Origin of the sequence: Jannaschia aquimarina (assembly GCF_000877395.1) — a bacterium.
Classification (GTDB): Bacteria; Pseudomonadota; Alphaproteobacteria; order Rhodobacterales; family Rhodobacteraceae; genus Jannaschia; species Jannaschia aquimarina.
Map to the genome: position 1 here is coordinate 56,496 of NZ_JYFE01000016.1, position 16,098 is coordinate 72,593.

At 67.1% G+C, this 16,098-nt stretch carries 14 protein-coding genes; 8 read left to right on the forward strand and 6 right to left on the reverse strand.

Annotated elements, in window-relative coordinates; all coding sequences use genetic code 11:
- Positions 1-18: 18 nt before the first annotated feature.
- Positions 19-1,044, forward strand: coding sequence for an ATP-grasp fold amidoligase family protein (locus tag jaqu_RS20405; protein ID WP_052500736.1), 1,026 nt, complete (start codon positions 19-21; stop codon positions 1,042-1,044).
- Here jaqu_RS20405 and recQ read toward each other — a convergent pair.
- Positions 1,032-3,077, reverse strand: coding sequence for a DNA helicase RecQ (recQ, locus tag jaqu_RS02825; protein ID WP_043917422.1), 2,046 nt, complete (start codon positions 3,075-3,077; stop codon positions 1,032-1,034). The genes jaqu_RS20405 and recQ overlap by 13 nt on opposite strands.
- Positions 3,078-3,253: 176 nt before the next feature.
- On the opposite strand from recQ, the gene jaqu_RS02830 reads away from it, so the two are divergent.
- On the forward strand, positions 3,254-4,273 hold the full coding sequence (locus jaqu_RS02830; protein WP_043917423.1) for a TRAP transporter substrate-binding protein: 1,020 nt from the start codon (positions 3,254-3,256) through the stop codon (positions 4,271-4,273).
- Between the two features lie 21 nt (positions 4,274-4,294).
- Here the strand turns inward: jaqu_RS02830 and rsmD are convergent, their stop codons facing one another.
- A complete protein-coding gene (gene rsmD / locus jaqu_RS02835) occupies positions 4,295-4,864 on the reverse strand; it encodes a 16S rRNA (guanine(966)-N(2))-methyltransferase RsmD (RefSeq protein WP_043917424.1) in 570 nt (189 codons plus the stop codon).
- Entirely contained in the window at positions 4,861-6,063 is a 1,203-nt protein-coding gene (locus jaqu_RS02840) for an NAD(P)/FAD-dependent oxidoreductase (RefSeq protein WP_043917425.1), read from the reverse strand. Before jaqu_RS02840 ends, rsmD begins: the two co-directional genes overlap by 4 nt.
- Positions 6,064-6,139: 76 nt before the next feature.
- On the opposite strand from jaqu_RS02840, the gene jaqu_RS02845 reads away from it, so the two are divergent.
- Positions 6,140-6,628: a peroxiredoxin gene (locus jaqu_RS02845; protein ID WP_043917477.1), complete on the forward strand. Its 489-nt coding sequence runs from the start codon at positions 6,140-6,142 to the stop codon at positions 6,626-6,628.
- Positions 6,629-6,671: 43 nt separating this feature from the next.
- Here the strand turns inward: jaqu_RS02845 and jaqu_RS02850 are convergent, their stop codons facing one another.
- Together jaqu_RS02850 and secG are read right to left on the reverse strand one after the other, a co-directional pair.
- Positions 6,672-8,315: a CTP synthase gene (locus tag jaqu_RS02850; RefSeq protein WP_043917426.1), complete on the reverse strand. Its 1,644-nt coding sequence runs from the start codon at positions 8,313-8,315 to the stop codon at positions 6,672-6,674.
- Between the two features lie 156 nt (positions 8,316-8,471).
- A complete protein-coding gene (gene secG / locus jaqu_RS02855; protein ID WP_043917427.1) occupies positions 8,472-8,825 on the reverse strand; it encodes a preprotein translocase subunit SecG in 354 nt (117 codons plus the stop codon).
- Between the two features lie 127 nt (positions 8,826-8,952).
- On the opposite strand from secG, the gene jaqu_RS02860 reads away from it, so the two are divergent.
- Both jaqu_RS02860 and jaqu_RS02865 read left to right on the forward strand, forming a co-directional pair.
- On the forward strand, positions 8,953-10,245 hold the full coding sequence (locus jaqu_RS02860; RefSeq protein WP_043917428.1) for an adenylosuccinate synthase: 1,293 nt from the start codon (positions 8,953-8,955) through the stop codon (positions 10,243-10,245).
- Between the two features lies 1 nt (position 10,246).
- The gene (locus jaqu_RS02865; protein WP_043917429.1) at positions 10,247-10,495 is read left to right on the forward strand and encodes a DUF2842 domain-containing protein; all 249 of its coding nucleotides are present in this window, start codon (positions 10,247-10,249) and stop codon (positions 10,493-10,495) included.
- Between the two features lie 166 nt (positions 10,496-10,661).
- Here jaqu_RS02865 and jaqu_RS02870 read toward each other — a convergent pair whose 3' ends face one another.
- On the reverse strand, positions 10,662-12,971 hold the full coding sequence (locus jaqu_RS02870) for a hypothetical protein (RefSeq protein WP_043917430.1): 2,310 nt from the start codon (positions 12,969-12,971) through the stop codon (positions 10,662-10,664).
- A 184-nt stretch (positions 12,972-13,155) separates the two neighbouring features.
- Between jaqu_RS02870 and jaqu_RS02875 the strand changes: the two genes are divergently transcribed.
- The 3 genes from jaqu_RS02875 to gor all read left to right on the forward strand — a co-directional run bounded on the left by jaqu_RS02875 (position 13,156) and on the right by gor (position 16,095).
- Positions 13,156-13,791 carry a thiamine diphosphokinase gene (locus tag jaqu_RS02875; protein WP_316243053.1) on the forward strand — a complete coding sequence of 212 codons (636 nt, stop codon included), beginning with the start codon at positions 13,156-13,158 and terminating at the stop codon, positions 13,789-13,791.
- A 31-nt stretch (positions 13,792-13,822) separates the two neighbouring features.
- Positions 13,823-14,611, forward strand: coding sequence for a ribose-5-phosphate isomerase RpiA (rpiA, locus tag jaqu_RS02880; RefSeq protein ID WP_043917431.1), 789 nt, complete (start codon positions 13,823-13,825; stop codon positions 14,609-14,611).
- A 125-nt stretch (positions 14,612-14,736) separates the two neighbouring features.
- Positions 14,737-16,095 carry a glutathione-disulfide reductase gene (gene gor / locus jaqu_RS02885; protein ID WP_043917432.1) on the forward strand — a complete coding sequence of 453 codons (1,359 nt, stop codon included), beginning with the start codon at positions 14,737-14,739 and terminating at the stop codon, positions 16,093-16,095.
- Positions 16,096-16,098 lie beyond the last annotated feature (3 nt).

Here is a 16,098-nt window from a genome sequence, read left to right on the forward strand (position 1 = left end):
CACCATGTCGCGGACAGGATGAACGTCAAAGAGGCGATCGACGCGGCGCTCCGCCGGATCTTCGAGGAGGGATTGCACGGCACCCGCCTGCCGACGCCCGTCGGCTATGCCAGAGGCTTCGAGCGGTTCGGCGACGGGCTGGCCGACGCGATGGGCCCCTCGGTTCGCATCTTCCGGCGGGGCCATGGCGACCTGCCGGATCTGATCGCCCCGCGCCGCTTCACCGAGCGCCAGCTTCTCTTCAAGTTCTTCGCGCCCATTCCCCTGATGTCCCCATCGGACAAGCTCGGCAGCCGGGTCTATCTTCCGGACGCGTACCGGGACCGGATCAGACAACCCAAGGTCTTGTGGCGATCCCAAAGGGCTGAATTGCCTGCCAACGAGGCGTTCCCGCCCGGAGACGTCTGGTTCAAGTCGAACCATGGCAGCGGGACCAACCAGTGCATCCGCTACCCGCTGGAACCCCGGCGCCGGCGCCGGCTGGAAGCGACCGCGCGGGACTGGCTGACGCGGGTCCACAACGCGCGCCTTGCCCTTTGGTGGTACGAGTCGATGGATCGGTTCGTCTATCTCGAAGAGGATCTGCGTCCCGCTTCGGGCGAAAGCGCCGCGGATTGGAAGTTCTTCGTCTGCAACGGCCGGGTCGCGCTGTTCCAGCACGATGCCGACAGGTTCGGCGACCATATCCAGACGCTCTACGACCGAGAGGGTCGGTTCATTCCCCACGAGCTTTACGCCCCCACCGGCGACCCGGTCCCGATGCCCGACGACTTGGACATCATGATCGAGGCCGCCGAGGCGGTGGGCCAGCATTTCGACTTCATCCGCGTGGACATGTTCCGGTTGGGTGAAACGATCTATCTCGGCGAGATCGGTCTGGTCCCGAATGGCGGGCGGACACCGATCCGCTCTCCGGAGATCGAAGAGCGACTGGCGGCGGCCTGGAGCCCCCCGTGGTTGGGCGAGGTCGATGCTGACGCCTTCCGGTCCTATTACGAGGGACGATTGCCGGCGGAGGCGGACGCGACGGCTCAGGCGTCCTGAGCTTCGCGCAGCACCTCCAGGAAAGCAGCGCCGAACCGCTCGTCGTAGCGGTCGCCCAGCACACGGCCCAAAGCGGCACGGTCGGGCGGGCATTTCGCGACCTTGGCCAGCAGGGCGGAGGAACAGCTCAGCGGTTTGCCCGTCCCGTCTTCGCCACGGATCAGGTCGGCCTGCGCGGTCAGCAAGCGGTCGTAGGTCTCTCCCGCGTCCCGTCCGGCCAGCTTGGCGCGGGCCGGATGCACGGGCGCGGGCGCCTCTCCGGTGATGACGGTGAGGAAGGCTGCGCCGTAGCGGTCCAGCTTGGTGGCGCCCACCCCCGAGATGCCCGCCATCTGGTCCAGCGTCACGGGCCGCCGTTCGGCCATCTCGATCAGGGTGCGGTCGGTGAAGACCACATAGGCGGGCACGCCCTGCGCTTCGGCCAACGCGCGGCGCTTGGCCTTGAGCGCGCTCAGGAGCGGGGCGTCCTCTTCGGAGACGAGCGTCCTCACCTGGGGCCGCCGCTCAGCCTTCTGGATCGTGTCGCGGCGCAGCGTCACTTCGGCCTCGCCCCGCAGGACCGGCCGCGCGGCCTCCATGAAGCGCAGCGCGCCGTGGCGTTCGGGATCGGGCCGCACGAGGTCGAGCCCCATCATCTGCCGGAACACTGCCTGCCATTGCGGGCGCGGCAGGTCCGCGCCGCAGCCCCACGTGGGCAGGGCGTCGTGGCCGAACCGGCGGGTCTTGTCGGTCTGCGTGCCGGTCAGCACGTCGATCAGGTGACCCGTGCCGAAGCGTTCATCCGTGCGCAGCATCGCCGACAGGGCCTTGCGCACGGCCGTGGTGCCGTCGAACAGGTCCGGCGGGGCCTTGCACAGGTCGCAATTGCCGCAAGGCTCCGGGTCCTCTCCGAAGTAGCGCAGGAGGACCTGGCGGCGGCAGCCCTGCGCCTCGGCCAGACCCAGCAATGCATTGAGGCGGCCATGATCGGCGGCCTTGCGTTCGGGCGGGGCCAATCCCTCGTCGATCTGGGAGCGGCGAAAGCGGATGTCGTCGGCGCCGTAGAGCGTCAGCGTGTCGGCCGGGGCGCCGTCGCGGCCGGCGCGGCCGATCTCCTGGTAGTAGCTCTCGATGGATTTCGGCAGGTCCGCCTGGGCGACCCAACGGATATCGGGCTTGTCGACGCCCATGCCGAACGCGATGGTCGCGACGACGATCAGACCGTCCTCGCGGCTGAAGCGCGCCTCGACGATGCGGCGGTCCTCGGCCTCCATCCCGCCGTGGTAATGGACCGCGGAATGCCCCTCGTCGCGCAGGGCCTTGGCCAGACTCTCCGTCTTGGCGCGGGTGCCGCAATAGACGATGCCGGACTGGCCCTTGCGGGCGGCCGCGAAGGACAGGATCTGGCGTCGCGGCTGCGCCTTGGGCTGAAAGGCGAGCGTCAGGTTCGGTCGGTCGAAGCCGCGCAGGAACTCGACCACGTCGCGCCCCTCGAAGAGACGGGCGCGGATCTCTTCGCGGGTCTCGGCATCGGCGGTGGCGGTGAACGCGGCCAGGGGCACGTCGAGCGCGCGGCGCAATTCTCCGATGCGCAGGTAGTCCGGGCGGAAATCGTGGCCCCATTGCGCGACGCAATGCGCCTCGTCCACGGCGATCAGGGCGCATCCCGCGCGGCGAAGCATCCGCGCGGTCCCGCCGGACGCCAGCCGCTCGGGCGCGATGTAGAGCAGCTTGAGCGTTCCGTTCTCGATCGCCTGCCAGACGGCGTCGGTTTCCTCTTCGGTGTTGCCCGACGTCAGCGCACCGGCGGCGACGCCCGCCTGCGCCAGCGCGCGCACTTGGTCGCGCATCAGCGCGATCAGCGGCGAGATGACGACCGTCAGCCCGTCCCGGGCAAGCGCGGGCAGCTGGTAGCAAAGCGACTTGCCCCCGCCCGTCGGCATGATCGCAAGCACGTCGCGCCCGCTTGCCACGGCTTCGACCACGTCGCGCTGACCGGGGCGAAAGGCGTCGAAGCCGAAAATGTCCGAAAGAATGCGGTCGTGCGCCGTCATGCCGTGTCGATCTGCCCTGCCCGATTGCCCCCCCGAATCCCATATGAATCCGAGGTGAACAAGACGTCTATCCCACATCTTGTTGCGAACGACTTGCAAATATCAGGATGTGGACCTACCTGAGGTTGCGCGGCACTTGGGTAAGTGTCGCTGACCTAACAGATGGAGGGGCCGCCATGACCCTGTTCCGTACGTTTCTCGCCGCAAGTCTCGTCGCCGCACCGGCCTTGGCCGAACCAGAGGTGACCTTGCGTTTCCAGCACTTCGTGAACCCGAATTCCGCCAACCCGGCGAATTTCATGCAGCCCTGGGCCGACGCGATCGAAGAGCAATCGGGCGGCCGGATCGAGGTGCAGCTTCATCCCCAGATGGCATTGGGCGGCGCCGCGCCCGAAATGTACGACCTGATCGCCGACGGTGTCGTCGACGGAGGCTGGGTCATCCCGGCCTACCAGGCGGGCCGCTTCCCCGAGGCCGAGGCGCTGGAGCTTCCCTTCATGACGCCGAAATCCGCCGAAGCCGCCAGCGTCGCCGCGTGGGAGTTCACGCAGGCGCATCTGATGGACGACTTCGCGGATGTGCATGTCATCGCCGCGCACATGCATGGGCCCGGTCTGATCCATGTCGACGGTCCCGCGCCCGAAATGGCCGACGACCTGCGTGGCCTGCGTCTTCGCGGCCCCTCGCGCGCCTCGATCCTGCTGCTGGAAAAACTGGGCGCCGAACCCGTGGGGATGCCCGTGCCGGCCTTCCCCGAGGCGCTGGCCAAGGGCGTCCTGGACGGCGGTGTCATCACGTGGGAGCAGGCCAGGGCGCTGAAGCTGGACGAGTTGACCGAAAGTCATACGGATGTCGCGGGCGACCGGGCGTTTTACAACCTCTACTTCCTCTGGGCGATGAACAAGGATGTCTACGAGGGGCTGCCCGACGACCTGCGCGCGGTGATCGACGCCAATTCCGGTGCCATGGCCAGCGCCTGGGCCGGCCGCGCACACGACATCGGCGATGCCGAAGGGCGCGATGCGATGATCGCCTCCGGCAACGAGATCGCGGTCCTGTCCGCGGACGCCACCGCCGATCTGAAGGCGACCGGAGAGGCCGTCGTCGCCGCCTGGATCGCCGAAGCCGAAGGCAAAGGGCTGGATGGCGCGGGACTGGTCGCAGATGCGCGCGCCGCGATGGAAGCAGCCGAGTGACGGCCGCCGGGCCGGGACCGGTCAGGCCCCGGCCCGATCCTGGATACCGGCCCGCGCGAAGGTGACCAGCGTATCGCCGTAGCGCCGCTCGTCCAGCCGATCCCATCCCACGGGAAGGGCGGGGCGGGCGGCCTCCTCCCAGACGATGAACGCATCGGGGGCGATCCATCCTTCGCGCAGGAGCATCGCCACGGCCTTCTCGCCCAAGCCCTTTCCGTAAGGCGGATCAAGGAAGATCAGGTCATGAGGCGAGCCCGGTCCGGGCCGCAAGGCGTCGCGGGCGTGGATCCGCGCCTCGGCCCCGAGGAGGTCGGCATTGGCCCGCAAGAGGGCGAGCGCCGGGCGACCGCTTTCGATGAATGTCGCCTCGGCCGCACCCCGCGACAGCGCCTCGAAGCCCAGAGCTCCGGTCCCGGCGAAGACGTCGAGCACGCGAAGCCCGTCCAGATCCACCGCATCTGGGCCGTGGGTCAGCGCATTGAACATCGCCTCGCGGACCCTGTCGGCGGTCGGCCGCAACCGGGCCGCCGCGTCGCCCTTGCCGACGGGTGCCAGGCGCCGACCTCGCCAGCGTCCGCCGACGATCCTCACCCCATCAGCGCCTTTGCGGAAACGGAAGGATCCGCGACCGACGCGCGATCCGGCGAACGCCCCGCCTCGATCAGCCGCTTGCCCGCCATGTAATCGCGCGGGGCGTTCATCGCATCCACCGCCAGCAGGGTGTCGCCGGCGAAATACCAGTGCGAGCGTCCGTGACCGGTCTGGCGCACGACCACATCCTCGTAGCCCGTGTTCAACCCCGCGATCTGCAGCTTCACGTCGTACTGGTCCGACCAGAACCACGGCTTGGGGTGATAGGCTTCCTCGCCGCCCAGGATGTTGCCCGCGATGCAGGTGGCATGGTCGATCGCATGGGGCACGGATTCGAGGCGGATCCGCCCGCCCCGATGGGGAAACGACGCGCAATCCCCGATCGCCCAGATCCCCGGCGCGGAGGTCCGGCCGTAGTCATCGACCGCGATGCCGTTCGCGACCGTCAGCCCCGCCGCCTCTGCCAGATCCGTCGCGGGCCGTATCCCGATCCCGCAGATCACGGCATCCACATGGAGGACGGTTCCATCCGCCAGGACGGCCCGTTCGACCTTGGGGTCGCCTTCCAGACGGTCGAGCGTCACGTTCTCGAGGATGCGGACACCGTGTCCCCGATGCAGGGCCCCGAACCACCGCGCCGTCTCTGGCGCGGCGACGCGAGCCAGCAGACGGCTCGCCGTTTCGACGAGGGTGACCTCGGCGCCCAGCTTGCGGGCGACCGCCGCCGCTTCGAGGCCGATATACCCTCCGCCGACGACGAGCAGATGCGCGCCCTGGCGCAGATCCGGCCGCATCCTCTCGATATCCGGAAGCGTGCGCACCACGTGGACGCCTTCCAGATCGCCGCCCATCGCGGCGGGCAAACGGTTCGGCACCGACCCGGTCGCGAGGACAAGCGTATCCCACTCTTCGGTTCCACCGGCATGGCGCAGCGTGCGGGAGGCAGGGTCGATCGCCTCGACCCGCTTGCCGTTGCGCATCTCGACCCGCTGCTCCTTCCAGAAGCTTCCGGGCCGCAACAGGAGCCGGTCCCGCGTCATTTCCCCAAGCAGGTAGGCCTTGGACAGGGGCGGGCGCTGATATGGCAGGGCCATCTCGTCGCCCCAGAGCGTCAGGCGGCCCTCGTAGCCCCGTTTGCGCAACGTCTCGCACAGGGTCGCGCCGGCCTGGCCCGCGCCTATCACCGCGATGTGGTCCATGCCGCTCTCCCCTGTGCGCGCCGCGGTCCGGGTGTATATGCCCAAGAACGATGCCCGCGAAAGAGGAGAGACGGACATGGCCATCACAGAAGGCGACCGGCTGCCGGACGCAACCTTGATCCGCGGGGGCGATGGCGGCCCGGAAGCGGTCGAGCTGTCGTCCCTGACCAAGGGGCGCCGCGTCGCGCTGTTCGCGGTGCCCGGTGCCTTTACCGGGACCTGTTCCACCGCGCATGTTCCCAGCTTCATCCGCACGAAGGACGGCTTCGCCGAGAAGGGGATCGACACGATCATCTGCGTGAGCGTCAACGATCCGTTCGTGATGAAGGCCTGGGGCGAGGATACGGGCGCGACGCCGGCCGGGATCGAGATGCTCGGAGACGCGGACGGCACCTTCACCAAGGCGATGGGGATGGATTTCGACGCGCCGCCCGCGGGACTGTTCGGGCGGTCCAAGCGCTATGCGCTGATCGCCGACGATGGCGTGGTCAAGACGATCGGCGTCGAGGAAAGCCCCGGCGTCTGCGAGGTGTCCGCGGGCGAGGCCCTCCTGGAGAAGGCCTGACCACATCCTGTGGGGGCGGTCATCGCCCCCGCGACCCAGAATGTCAGACGAGGCGCGATTGCTCCTTGGCGGCGCGGATGAAGTCGCGGAAGAGCGGATGCGGCTCGAACGGCTTCGACTTGAGTTCCGGATGGAACTGGACGCCGATGAACCACGGATGGTCCGTCCATTCCACGATCTCCGGGAGGCGCCCGTCGGGGGAGAGACCCGAAAAGCAGAGCCCCTTCTCTTCCAGCTTCTCTCGGAAGGCGATGTCCACCTCGTAGCGGTGGCGGTGGCGTTCTTCGATGCTGGTGGTGCCGTAGACCTCCGCGACCCGCGACCCCTCGGTCAGAAGCGCGTCATACGCACCAAGGCGCATCGTGCCGCCCTTGGCGTCGGTCTTCTTGCGGGTGACCTTCGCGTTCCCCTTCACCCATTCCTTGAGGTGGTAGACCACGGGCGTGAACTTGCGGGGGTCGACACCTTCGGCGAACTCCTCCGAGGCGGCATCGCCGAGATCGGCGGTATTCCGGGCCGCCTCGATGACGGCCATCTGCATGCCGAGACAGATCCCCAGATACGGCACCTTCTTCTCGCGGGCGAACTGGGCCGCGCGGATCTTGCCCTCGGTCCCGCGTTCGCCGAATCCGCCGGGCACGAGGATCGCATGGAATCCCTGCAGATGGGTCGTCGGATCCTCGTTCTCGAAGATCTCGCTGTCGATCCATTGCGCGCGGACCTTGACCCGGTTGGCGATCCCGCCATGGGTCAGCGCCTCGGCGATGGATTTGTAGGCGTCTTCGAGCTGCGTGTACTTGCCGACCACCGCCACGCGTACCTCGCCATCGGTATTGTGGATCCGGTCGACGACATCTTCCCAGCGGCGCAGATCCGGACGCGGGGCCGGAGAGATGCCGAACGCGTCCAGCACCGCCTGGTCCAGCCCTTCGCGGTGATAGGCCAGCGGGGCCTCGTAGATCGACTTGAGATCCTGTGCCGCGATCACGCTGTCGGCGCGGACATTGCAGAACAGCGCCAGTTTCTCGCGTTCCTTGTCCGGGATCGGCCCTTCGGAGCGGCAGACGAGGATATCCGGGGCAAGGCCGATGGAGCGCAGTTCCTTCACCGAGTGCTGTGTGGGCTTTGTCTTCAACTCTCCGCTGGCGGCGATGTAGGGCAGCAGCGTCAGATGCATGAAGAGGCACTGGCCGCGCGGCTTGTCCTGAGCGAACTGCCGGATCGCCTCGAAGAAGGGCAGCCCCTCGATATCGCCGACGGTGCCGCCGATCTCGCAGAGCATGAAATCGACCTCGTCGCCGCCGATGTCGATGAAGTCCTTGATCTCGTTGGTGACGTGCGGGATCACCTGGATGGTCTTGCCCAGATAATCGCCCCGCCGCTCCTTCTCGAGAACGGTGGAGTAGATCCGTCCGGAAGAGACGCTGTCGGTGCCGCGCGCCGCGACGCCCGTGAAGCGTTCGTAATGGCCCAGATCGAGATCGGTCTCCGCTCCGTCGTCGGTGACGAACACCTCGCCGTGTTCGAAAGGCGACATCGTTCCGGGGTCGACGTTCAGATACGGATCCAGCTTGCGCAGGCGCACTGTGTATCCGCGGGCCTGCAGCAACGCGCCGAGCGCCGCCGATGCCAGCCCCTTGCCAAGCGAAGAGACCACGCCGCCGGTAATGAAGATGAAGCGCGCCATGCGTTTTGGCCCCCCGCGAATCTGGTTGAACCGGTCCAGCCGATCCGATGATCACGGGACTCGAGCGTTACACCGGAGATCGGTCCGCCGCAACCGCTCGGCCCCATATCCGGTGCATCGCGACGCGACGAAAACTAGATAGGCGAGTTGCCGTTCCTATTCGGACCGGGGCGGCGTCAGGGGCGCATCCGTCGGGGACGGGGGCAAAAGCTCCGATCCGGCGGGCAGCGAACTGCCGGGCACGACCTCTTCGGTTTCGGGCACCGTGTCCGCCACCGACCCGCCGCCGGCATTCTGGGCCGCCAGAATGGTCAGCGTGATCGACGTCGTCAGAAACGCAATCGCGAAGACCCAGGTCAGCTTGGCCATTCCCGTCGTCGCCGGTCGGCCCGTCGCGGCACCGCCGCCGCCGCCGATCCCCAGCCCGCCGCCTTCAGACCGTTGCAGCAGCACGATGCCGATGAGGCAGAGCGCAAGGATCAGGTGGATGACGAGGAGGACGTTTTCCATGGACAGGGCCGCTTCCGGGGTATCGGGACCCGCGCTACCTAGAGACGGCCCCGGCCTACCGCAACCCCGCCCTTTTCCCCCTGCGGCCCGCGCGCTACAGGGGCGACCGGACATCCGGGAGAGCGGCATGGCAAACGTGGTGGTGGTCGGCGCCCAATGGGGCGACGAAGGCAAGGGCAAGATCGTCGATTGGCTGAGCGAGCGGGCCGACGTTATCGCCCGCTTTCAGGGGGGGCACAATGCCGGTCACACCCTGGTCATCGACGGCACCGTCTACAAACTGTCCCTTCTTCCGTCGGGCATCGTCCGCGGCGGCAAGCTGTCGGTCATCGGCAACGGCGTGGTGCTGGATCCATGGCATCTGGTCCAGGAGATCGAGGGCCTGCGCGGGCAGGGCGTGGACATCACGCCCGAGACGCTGATGATCGCCGAGAACACGCCGCTGATCCTCCCGATCCACGGGGAACTCGACCGCGCCCGCGAGAGCCAGAACTCCGTCGCGAAGATCGGGACGACCGGGCGCGGGATCGGGCCTGCCTACGAGGACAAGGTCGGCCGTCGCGCCGTTCGCGTGGCCGACCTTGCGGACGACGCGACCTTGGAGGCGCGCGTGGACCGTGCGCTGGTTCACCACGACGCCCTGCGGCGGGGCCTCGGGCTGGAACCCGTGGATCGCGAGGCGCTTCTGGGTTCGCTGCGGGACATCGCCGGAGAGGTCCTGCCCTACGCCGCGCCGGTCTGGAAGGTTCTGGACGAAAAGCGCCGGGCCGGGCGCCGCATCCTCTTCGAGGGCGCGCAGGGGTCGCTCCTCGATATCGACTTCGGGACCTATCCCTTCGTCACGTCGTCCAACGTGATTGCCGGGCAGGCTGCGACCGGGACGGGGATCGGGCCGGGCGCCATCGACTTCGTTCTCGGCATCGTCAAGGCGTACACGACCCGGGTGGGCGAGGGGCCGTTTCCGGCGGAACTGAATGATGCCGACGGACAGCGTCTGGGTGAGCGTGGGCACGAATTCGGTACCGTGACCGGGCGCAAGCGGCGCTGCGGCTGGTTCGACGCGGTGCTGGTGCGCCAGACATGTGCGACGTCCGGCGTCAACGGGATCGCCCTGACCAAGCTGGACGTGCTGGACGGGTTCGACACGCTCAGGATCTGCACGGGCTACGATCTGGACGGCACGCGGATCGACCATCTTCCCACGGCGGCGGATGCCCAGGCGCGTTGCGTTCCGATCTACGAAGAGATGGAAGGCTGGTCCGAAAGCACCGAAGGCGCGCGGAGCTGGGCGGATCTGCCGGCGGCGGCGGTCAAGTACGTGCGCCGGGTGGAGGAACTGGTGCGGTGTCCGGTCGCACTGCTCTCGACGTCGCCGGAGCGCGACGACACCATATTGGTGACCGACCCATTCGAGGACTGACATGGCTTTGGGCTACAAGACACGGAAACGGCTGGCGTTCCTGATCCTGCTCGTGGGGCTGCCGCTTTACGTCGTTCTGGTGATCGGCGTGATGGGCCTGATCTACGACCGGTTCGGGCAATTACCGGTCCTGCTGGAATTCGTCCTCTACATCATACTCGGGATCGTCTGGGTCTTCCCCTTCAGATCCGTGTTCAGGGGAGTGGCGAAACCCGACCCGGATGCACCGCCCGAAGACGAGGGGGTCTGATATTCAGCGGATGGCTCGGAGCCTTCGCAGCGATCGGGCAGAGCGATTGCGTCGCCGATCCGATGGACCGGGAAGGCGCGCGACGACGATTGGGATCCAGCCTTGACGAAAAGGGCGCGATCACCTCGATCGCGCCCTTAGCCTGTCCGCCGGAATTCGGACCGGATCAGCCCGCGCGGCGCTCCGCCTTCGCGGCGATGCGGCTGCCTTCGGAGAGCGCGTAGGTGCCACGGCTGACCTTCCGGATCGTGCCTTCACGCAGGAGTTGTCCGAAGCCGCGCAGCCCTTCCTCCCGGCTGAAGCTCTCGTCGGCCTCGGCCGCGAGATGCAGCAGGTGCGGACGGGAGAAGGTCGCATCTCCCTCGATCTTGGTGGCGTAGGCGGCCGCGGCTTCGAGGATGTCCGACAACTCCGTCGCGCCCATTTCGCGGGCGAAGCCCTCGAAATCCGATACCGGCTCTTGCGGCTCGGCCGCGGAGGGGGCCGGCTGTTGCTCCGCCTCGGCCGAAAGGACGCGGCTGACGCGGCGGGGACGCGAGCTTTCTTCGGGCGCGGGGCTGTCTTCGACCCGCTGTTCGGAAACCAGCACGAGGGGCGAGGGGCGCGACGCCGGACGTTCGGTCTTGCTTCCTTCGCTGGCTTGCGCCCTGCGGGGACGAACGGTGTTCGCCAGATCTGCCCGGTATGCGCCGGTATCGTCGTCCCGGGGGGCATCCATCGAACTGTCCGCCCGGCGGGCCGCAACGGCCGCTTTCAGGTGGGAGATGTTCGCATGGGCTCGGGCGGTCTCTTCGCCGGACAGCTTGCTGTCGGTCGTTGCGAAGAGCCGCTCGACATCCGGATCGCTTCCCTCATCCTCGGAAGCGTCGAAGGTCTCTTCCTCTTCTGCGGTCACCTCATCGTCATCGTCGGCAAGCGAGATCTCGTCTTCCCCCTCATCCGAGAGGTCCACCAGATCGGCCTCGTCCAGAGCGGCTTCCGCTTCCGTCGGCTCGGACGCTTCGTCACCCATGGGAGCGGCGCCCTCGGCGGCGACGGCGTCGTCGGCAATCGGCTCGTGGATGTCCGCGTCCTTATCGGCATCCGTGAGGTCGTCGCTGGCTTCACCGGCGATTTCGTCCGCATCGTCCATCGCGTCAGCGGTGCCGGGGGCCTCGTCGGTGATATCCTCGTCTTCGGTGGCAAGGAGGGCCTCGAGATCCGCAGTGCCGGAGGGCGCCTCCGGTTCGTCGTCCGCAGGATCCAAGAACTCCGCTTCGATTGCGGCGAGTTCGGCCATCAGTTCCACCTCGTCCTCTTCGGGCAAGGCGGCGGCGGCTTCATCGGGTTCCGTAATGGAACCGACGTGGGCGTTTGCGGCTTCCGCGTCGTCCTGCTGGTCCCGAGCGAGGGCGGCCTCTTTCGCGACCTGCTCACGCCGGGCGCGCCGGGCGCGGCGGACGCGGATGCGGCGAATGCGCCGCTCTTCTTCCGGCGAGGCATCGTCTTCATCGAGTTCCGCTGCGACCGCCTCGGGGGTCGTCTCGTCTTTGGCGGGCGCATCCTCACCGGTGTCGACCTCGGCCTCAGCCTCGGCGACGGGTTCCGACTCCAATTCCTCGGCTGCTTCGGCCGCGAGGGCGTCGGCGAGCTCGGGATCATCGGCTTCGGCAGTTGCGTCCTCGGCCTCCGGCTCTTCTGCCGTCTCCGGCTCCTCGGCGACGTCGTCCGCGGTTGCTTCCTCTTCGCCGGCGGCCAGTTCGGCGTCGTCACCTGCCTCGGCTTCGTCGGTTGCTTCTGCTTCAAGCTCCGGCGCGTCCTCGAAGGGGGCGTCATCCTGGCCGGTCGCCTCTTCGGTTGGGGCCTCGTCGACAGCCTCCTCTTCGGCTTCGGCCGCCGCGATGGCGTCCGCCAACTCGGACTCGTCGCTCTCCGATTCCTGTCCGGCGTCGGCTCCGGCGTCGTCGGGGGCCTCCGGAGCAGGTTCTTGAGCGGTCTCGGAGGCCGCCGCATCTTCGGGCGCCTCGTCATCGTCCGCGTCGGACTCGGCGAATGCCGCCCAGCCGATGGCGCGCTGGTAATCGTCGTAGCTGTCCGCGTCTTCGACCACGTCCCGGATACGGGCAAGCTTGTCGGCGGCGGTCGTGTCTTCCACCTCGGCGTCGCCGACGAACTTCGCGACCGGCTCTGTGACTTCGGCGACGGCCTCGGCGAAGGGATCGGAGGTATCGGCGATGGCGGGGCGGAGGCGCACGCCCGCCTCGCCATCTGTGCTGGCCTCGATCGCGTGGTTCGTCTTCGCCTCGGCGATCTGACGGAGCATCGCAGCGTCGGGCTGGGGCGGTTCCGCCCCGAAATAGCGGTCCTTCGCGGCGAGATCGCGGAAATACTCGGCAATGTCGGTCATCGCCGAGAACGGATCGTCGAACCCTTCGAGGGTGCACGAAAACGCGCCGTAGGACACGGTGAGGATCTTGTTGTTTGCCGGAGGAATCATGCCGTCACATCGCTTTCTTCCCGTGCGCGGGAATTGTTTACCTCGATCTCGACGCAGCTAACAAAAGAATTCCAGTCTAATCGTGCCCGGATCGGGACCATTTGGCGAAACGGAGAGCAGAATCTTGCCCGATTTGCAGCGAACTGTTCAGGATTTCGCAACAGCGGAAACTCCATCGGGTGGTGTGACACTCGTCGGTGGGGGGCCTGTTCCCACACTGGCCCTTAAGGCCGCGTTAAATCGCGCCCCGCGGGTCGTCGCCGCGGATGGCGGCGCGGATGCCTGCCTCGCGGCCGATCTTCTGCCGGAACTTGTCGTCGGAGACCTCGACTCGATCGGCGAGGCCGCGCGGCACGCCTACACCGATCGAATCGTACATGTTTCGGAACAGGACAGCACCGACTTCGCGAAAGCGTTGCACAGGATAGAGGCTCCTTTCGTGCTGGCCGTCGGATTTCTCGGAGCCCGGTTCGATCACGCGCTCGCCGCGATCAGCCATCTCGGTATGCGGACAGGGCCGCCCGTTCTCCTGCTGTCGGACGACGACGCCCTGGCGATGTGTCCGACCCGTCTCCGACTCGATCTCCCGACCGGGACGCGCGTGTCGCTCTGGCCGCTCGCCGAGGTGCGGCTCACCTCCACCGGCCTGCGGTGGCCGCTGGACGGTCTGGTTCTTCGCCCCGACGGCCGGGTCGGCACGTCGAACCGCGCGACCGGCCCCGTCACCCTGACATGCGATGGGCCCTGTCTGGTCATCCTGCCGCTGGACGCGCTCGATCCGCTCATGGCGGGTCTGGGCATCGCCGGGACCGACCGCTAGAACGCTCCAAGGGATCTTCAGGGAGCGAGACATGAGCGCCAAGCCGAATCCGATCGACATGGCAAAGTACGTCTCGGCCCGGCGTGCGGTCGACTACGTGCAGGACGGCATGCGTGTCGGCCTGGGGACCGGCTCGACGGCGGCGTGGATGGTTCGCTGCCTCGGAGAGATGATCCGCGAGGACGGGTTGCGGATCACCGGCGTGCCGACCTCGACGCGCACGGCGGATCTCGCGAGGCAATGCGGCGTCCCCGTCGCGACGCTGGAGGACGCCAAATGGCTGGACCTGACCATTGACGGGGCGGACGAGTTCGATGCCGACCTCAACCTCATCAAGGGCGGAGGTGGCGCCCTTCTGCAGGAGAAGATCGTCGCCACGGCATCCGACATGACCGTCATCATCACGGATCCGTCGAAGGAAGTGGCTTCGCTGGGTGCGTTTCCCCTTCCTGTCGAAGTGATCCCGTTCGGGTGGCAGACCACCAAGGCGCTGATCGAGGAGAGCCTGATCGGCCAGGACGTGGATGGTCGCGCCGTCACCCTGCGGTTGGCGAGCCAGCTTCCGTTCCGGACCGATGAGGGAAACCTGATCCTCGACCTGCATCTGCGGCGCATCGGAAATCCGCGGCAACTCTCGCTGCTCCTCAACCAGATCCCCGGCGTCGTCGAGAACGGCCTCTTCCTCGACATCGCGGATGTCGTGATCTGCGGGCGACAGGACGGGACTGTCGAAGTGCGCGACGTCAACCACGGCACCGTCACCGAAGAGACGGTCGATATCAGCGGCGGCGAGAATATCTTCGGGTCCATCGCAGACTGATCTTTCCGTCTCGGGTCCGGAAGGGCGCTGTGAGCGTGTCGGGCTTTCCGTCCCGCATCCTCCTCCCTTGTGGCTAGGTATCTCCGTAGGTTAGGCCCGATCGGGCAGCGACCAGGGAGCCCCGCATGGCCTTCGATTATGATCTCTTCGTCATTGGCGGCGGCTCCGGAGGCGTGCGGGCCGCACGCCTGACGGCGCTCGATGGCCACAAGGTTGCGCTGGCGGAAGAAAGCCGGATGGGCGGGACCTGCGTGATCCGGGGCTGCGTGCCGAAGAAACTGATGGTCTTCGCCAGCGAATACGCCGAGTCGGCGGAACTCGCGAAGACCTATGGCTGGGACATCGAACTCGGGGATTTCAAATGGCCCGCCTTTCGGGACCGCATGCATTCGGAGCTGGATCGTCTCGAAAACGCGTACGCAACCAATGCCGAGAAGGCCGGCGTCACGATATACAAGCAGCGCGCAAAGCTGACCGATCCGCATACCGTCGAACTGGCTGACGGAACGACCAAGACCGCGAAGCATATCCTTGTCGCGGCCGGGGGGCACCCGGTCCGTCCGCCGATGGAGAATGCCGATCTCGGCATCGTGTCCGACGACGTCTTCCATCTGGAGCGGCTGCCCAAGAAGCTCCTGATCGTGGGCGGAGGCTATATCGGGTGCGAATTTGCCGGTGTCTTCAACGGGCTGGGCTGCGACGTCAGCATGTTCATCCGCAAGGCGCAGATCCTGCGCGGCTTCGACGACGAAACCCGTGGTCATGTCGCCGATTGCATGCAGCGCCGGGGCGTGACGATCCATACCGGCTGCGCTCCGACCGCGCTTGAAAAGCGGGACGGTGGGATCTGGGTCAAAGGCTCGAACGGGCACGAAGAGGTGTTCGACGAAGTGCTCTGGGCCACGGGGCGCAAGCCGAACACGTCGGGCCTGGGGCTGGAAGAGGTGGGCGTCAAGCTGGACCGTCGCGGCGCGATCTGCGTGGACGAATACCTCCAGACCGATGTGCCCTCGATCTATGCGCTCGGTGATGTCATCGGCCGTGTCGAACTGACCCCCGTCGCGATCCGGGAGGCCATCGCCTTCCACAAGACGGTCTTCGGAGGAGAGCCGACCGAGATGGATTACGATCTGATCCCGACGGCCACCTTCACCCAGCCGGAGTTGGGGACTGTCGGTCTGACCGAGGAAGAGGCCGAGGAGCGCGGGCCTACGGATGTCTATTGCACGGCATTCCGTCCGATGCAGATGGCCTTTGCCGGCGGCGAAGAGCGCGTGCTCTTCAAGATGCTGGTTGAGCGGGAGACGGAGAAGGTTCTGGGCGTCCACATCGTGGGTCCGCAGGCGGCGGAAATGATCCAGTTCATCGGGGTCGCCGTGAAGATGGGCGCCACCAAGGCCGATTTCGACCGGACCTGCGCGCTGCATCCGACCATTGCCGAAGAGATGGTGACGATGAAGGAGCCTGTCCGCCAGACCGACTGATGC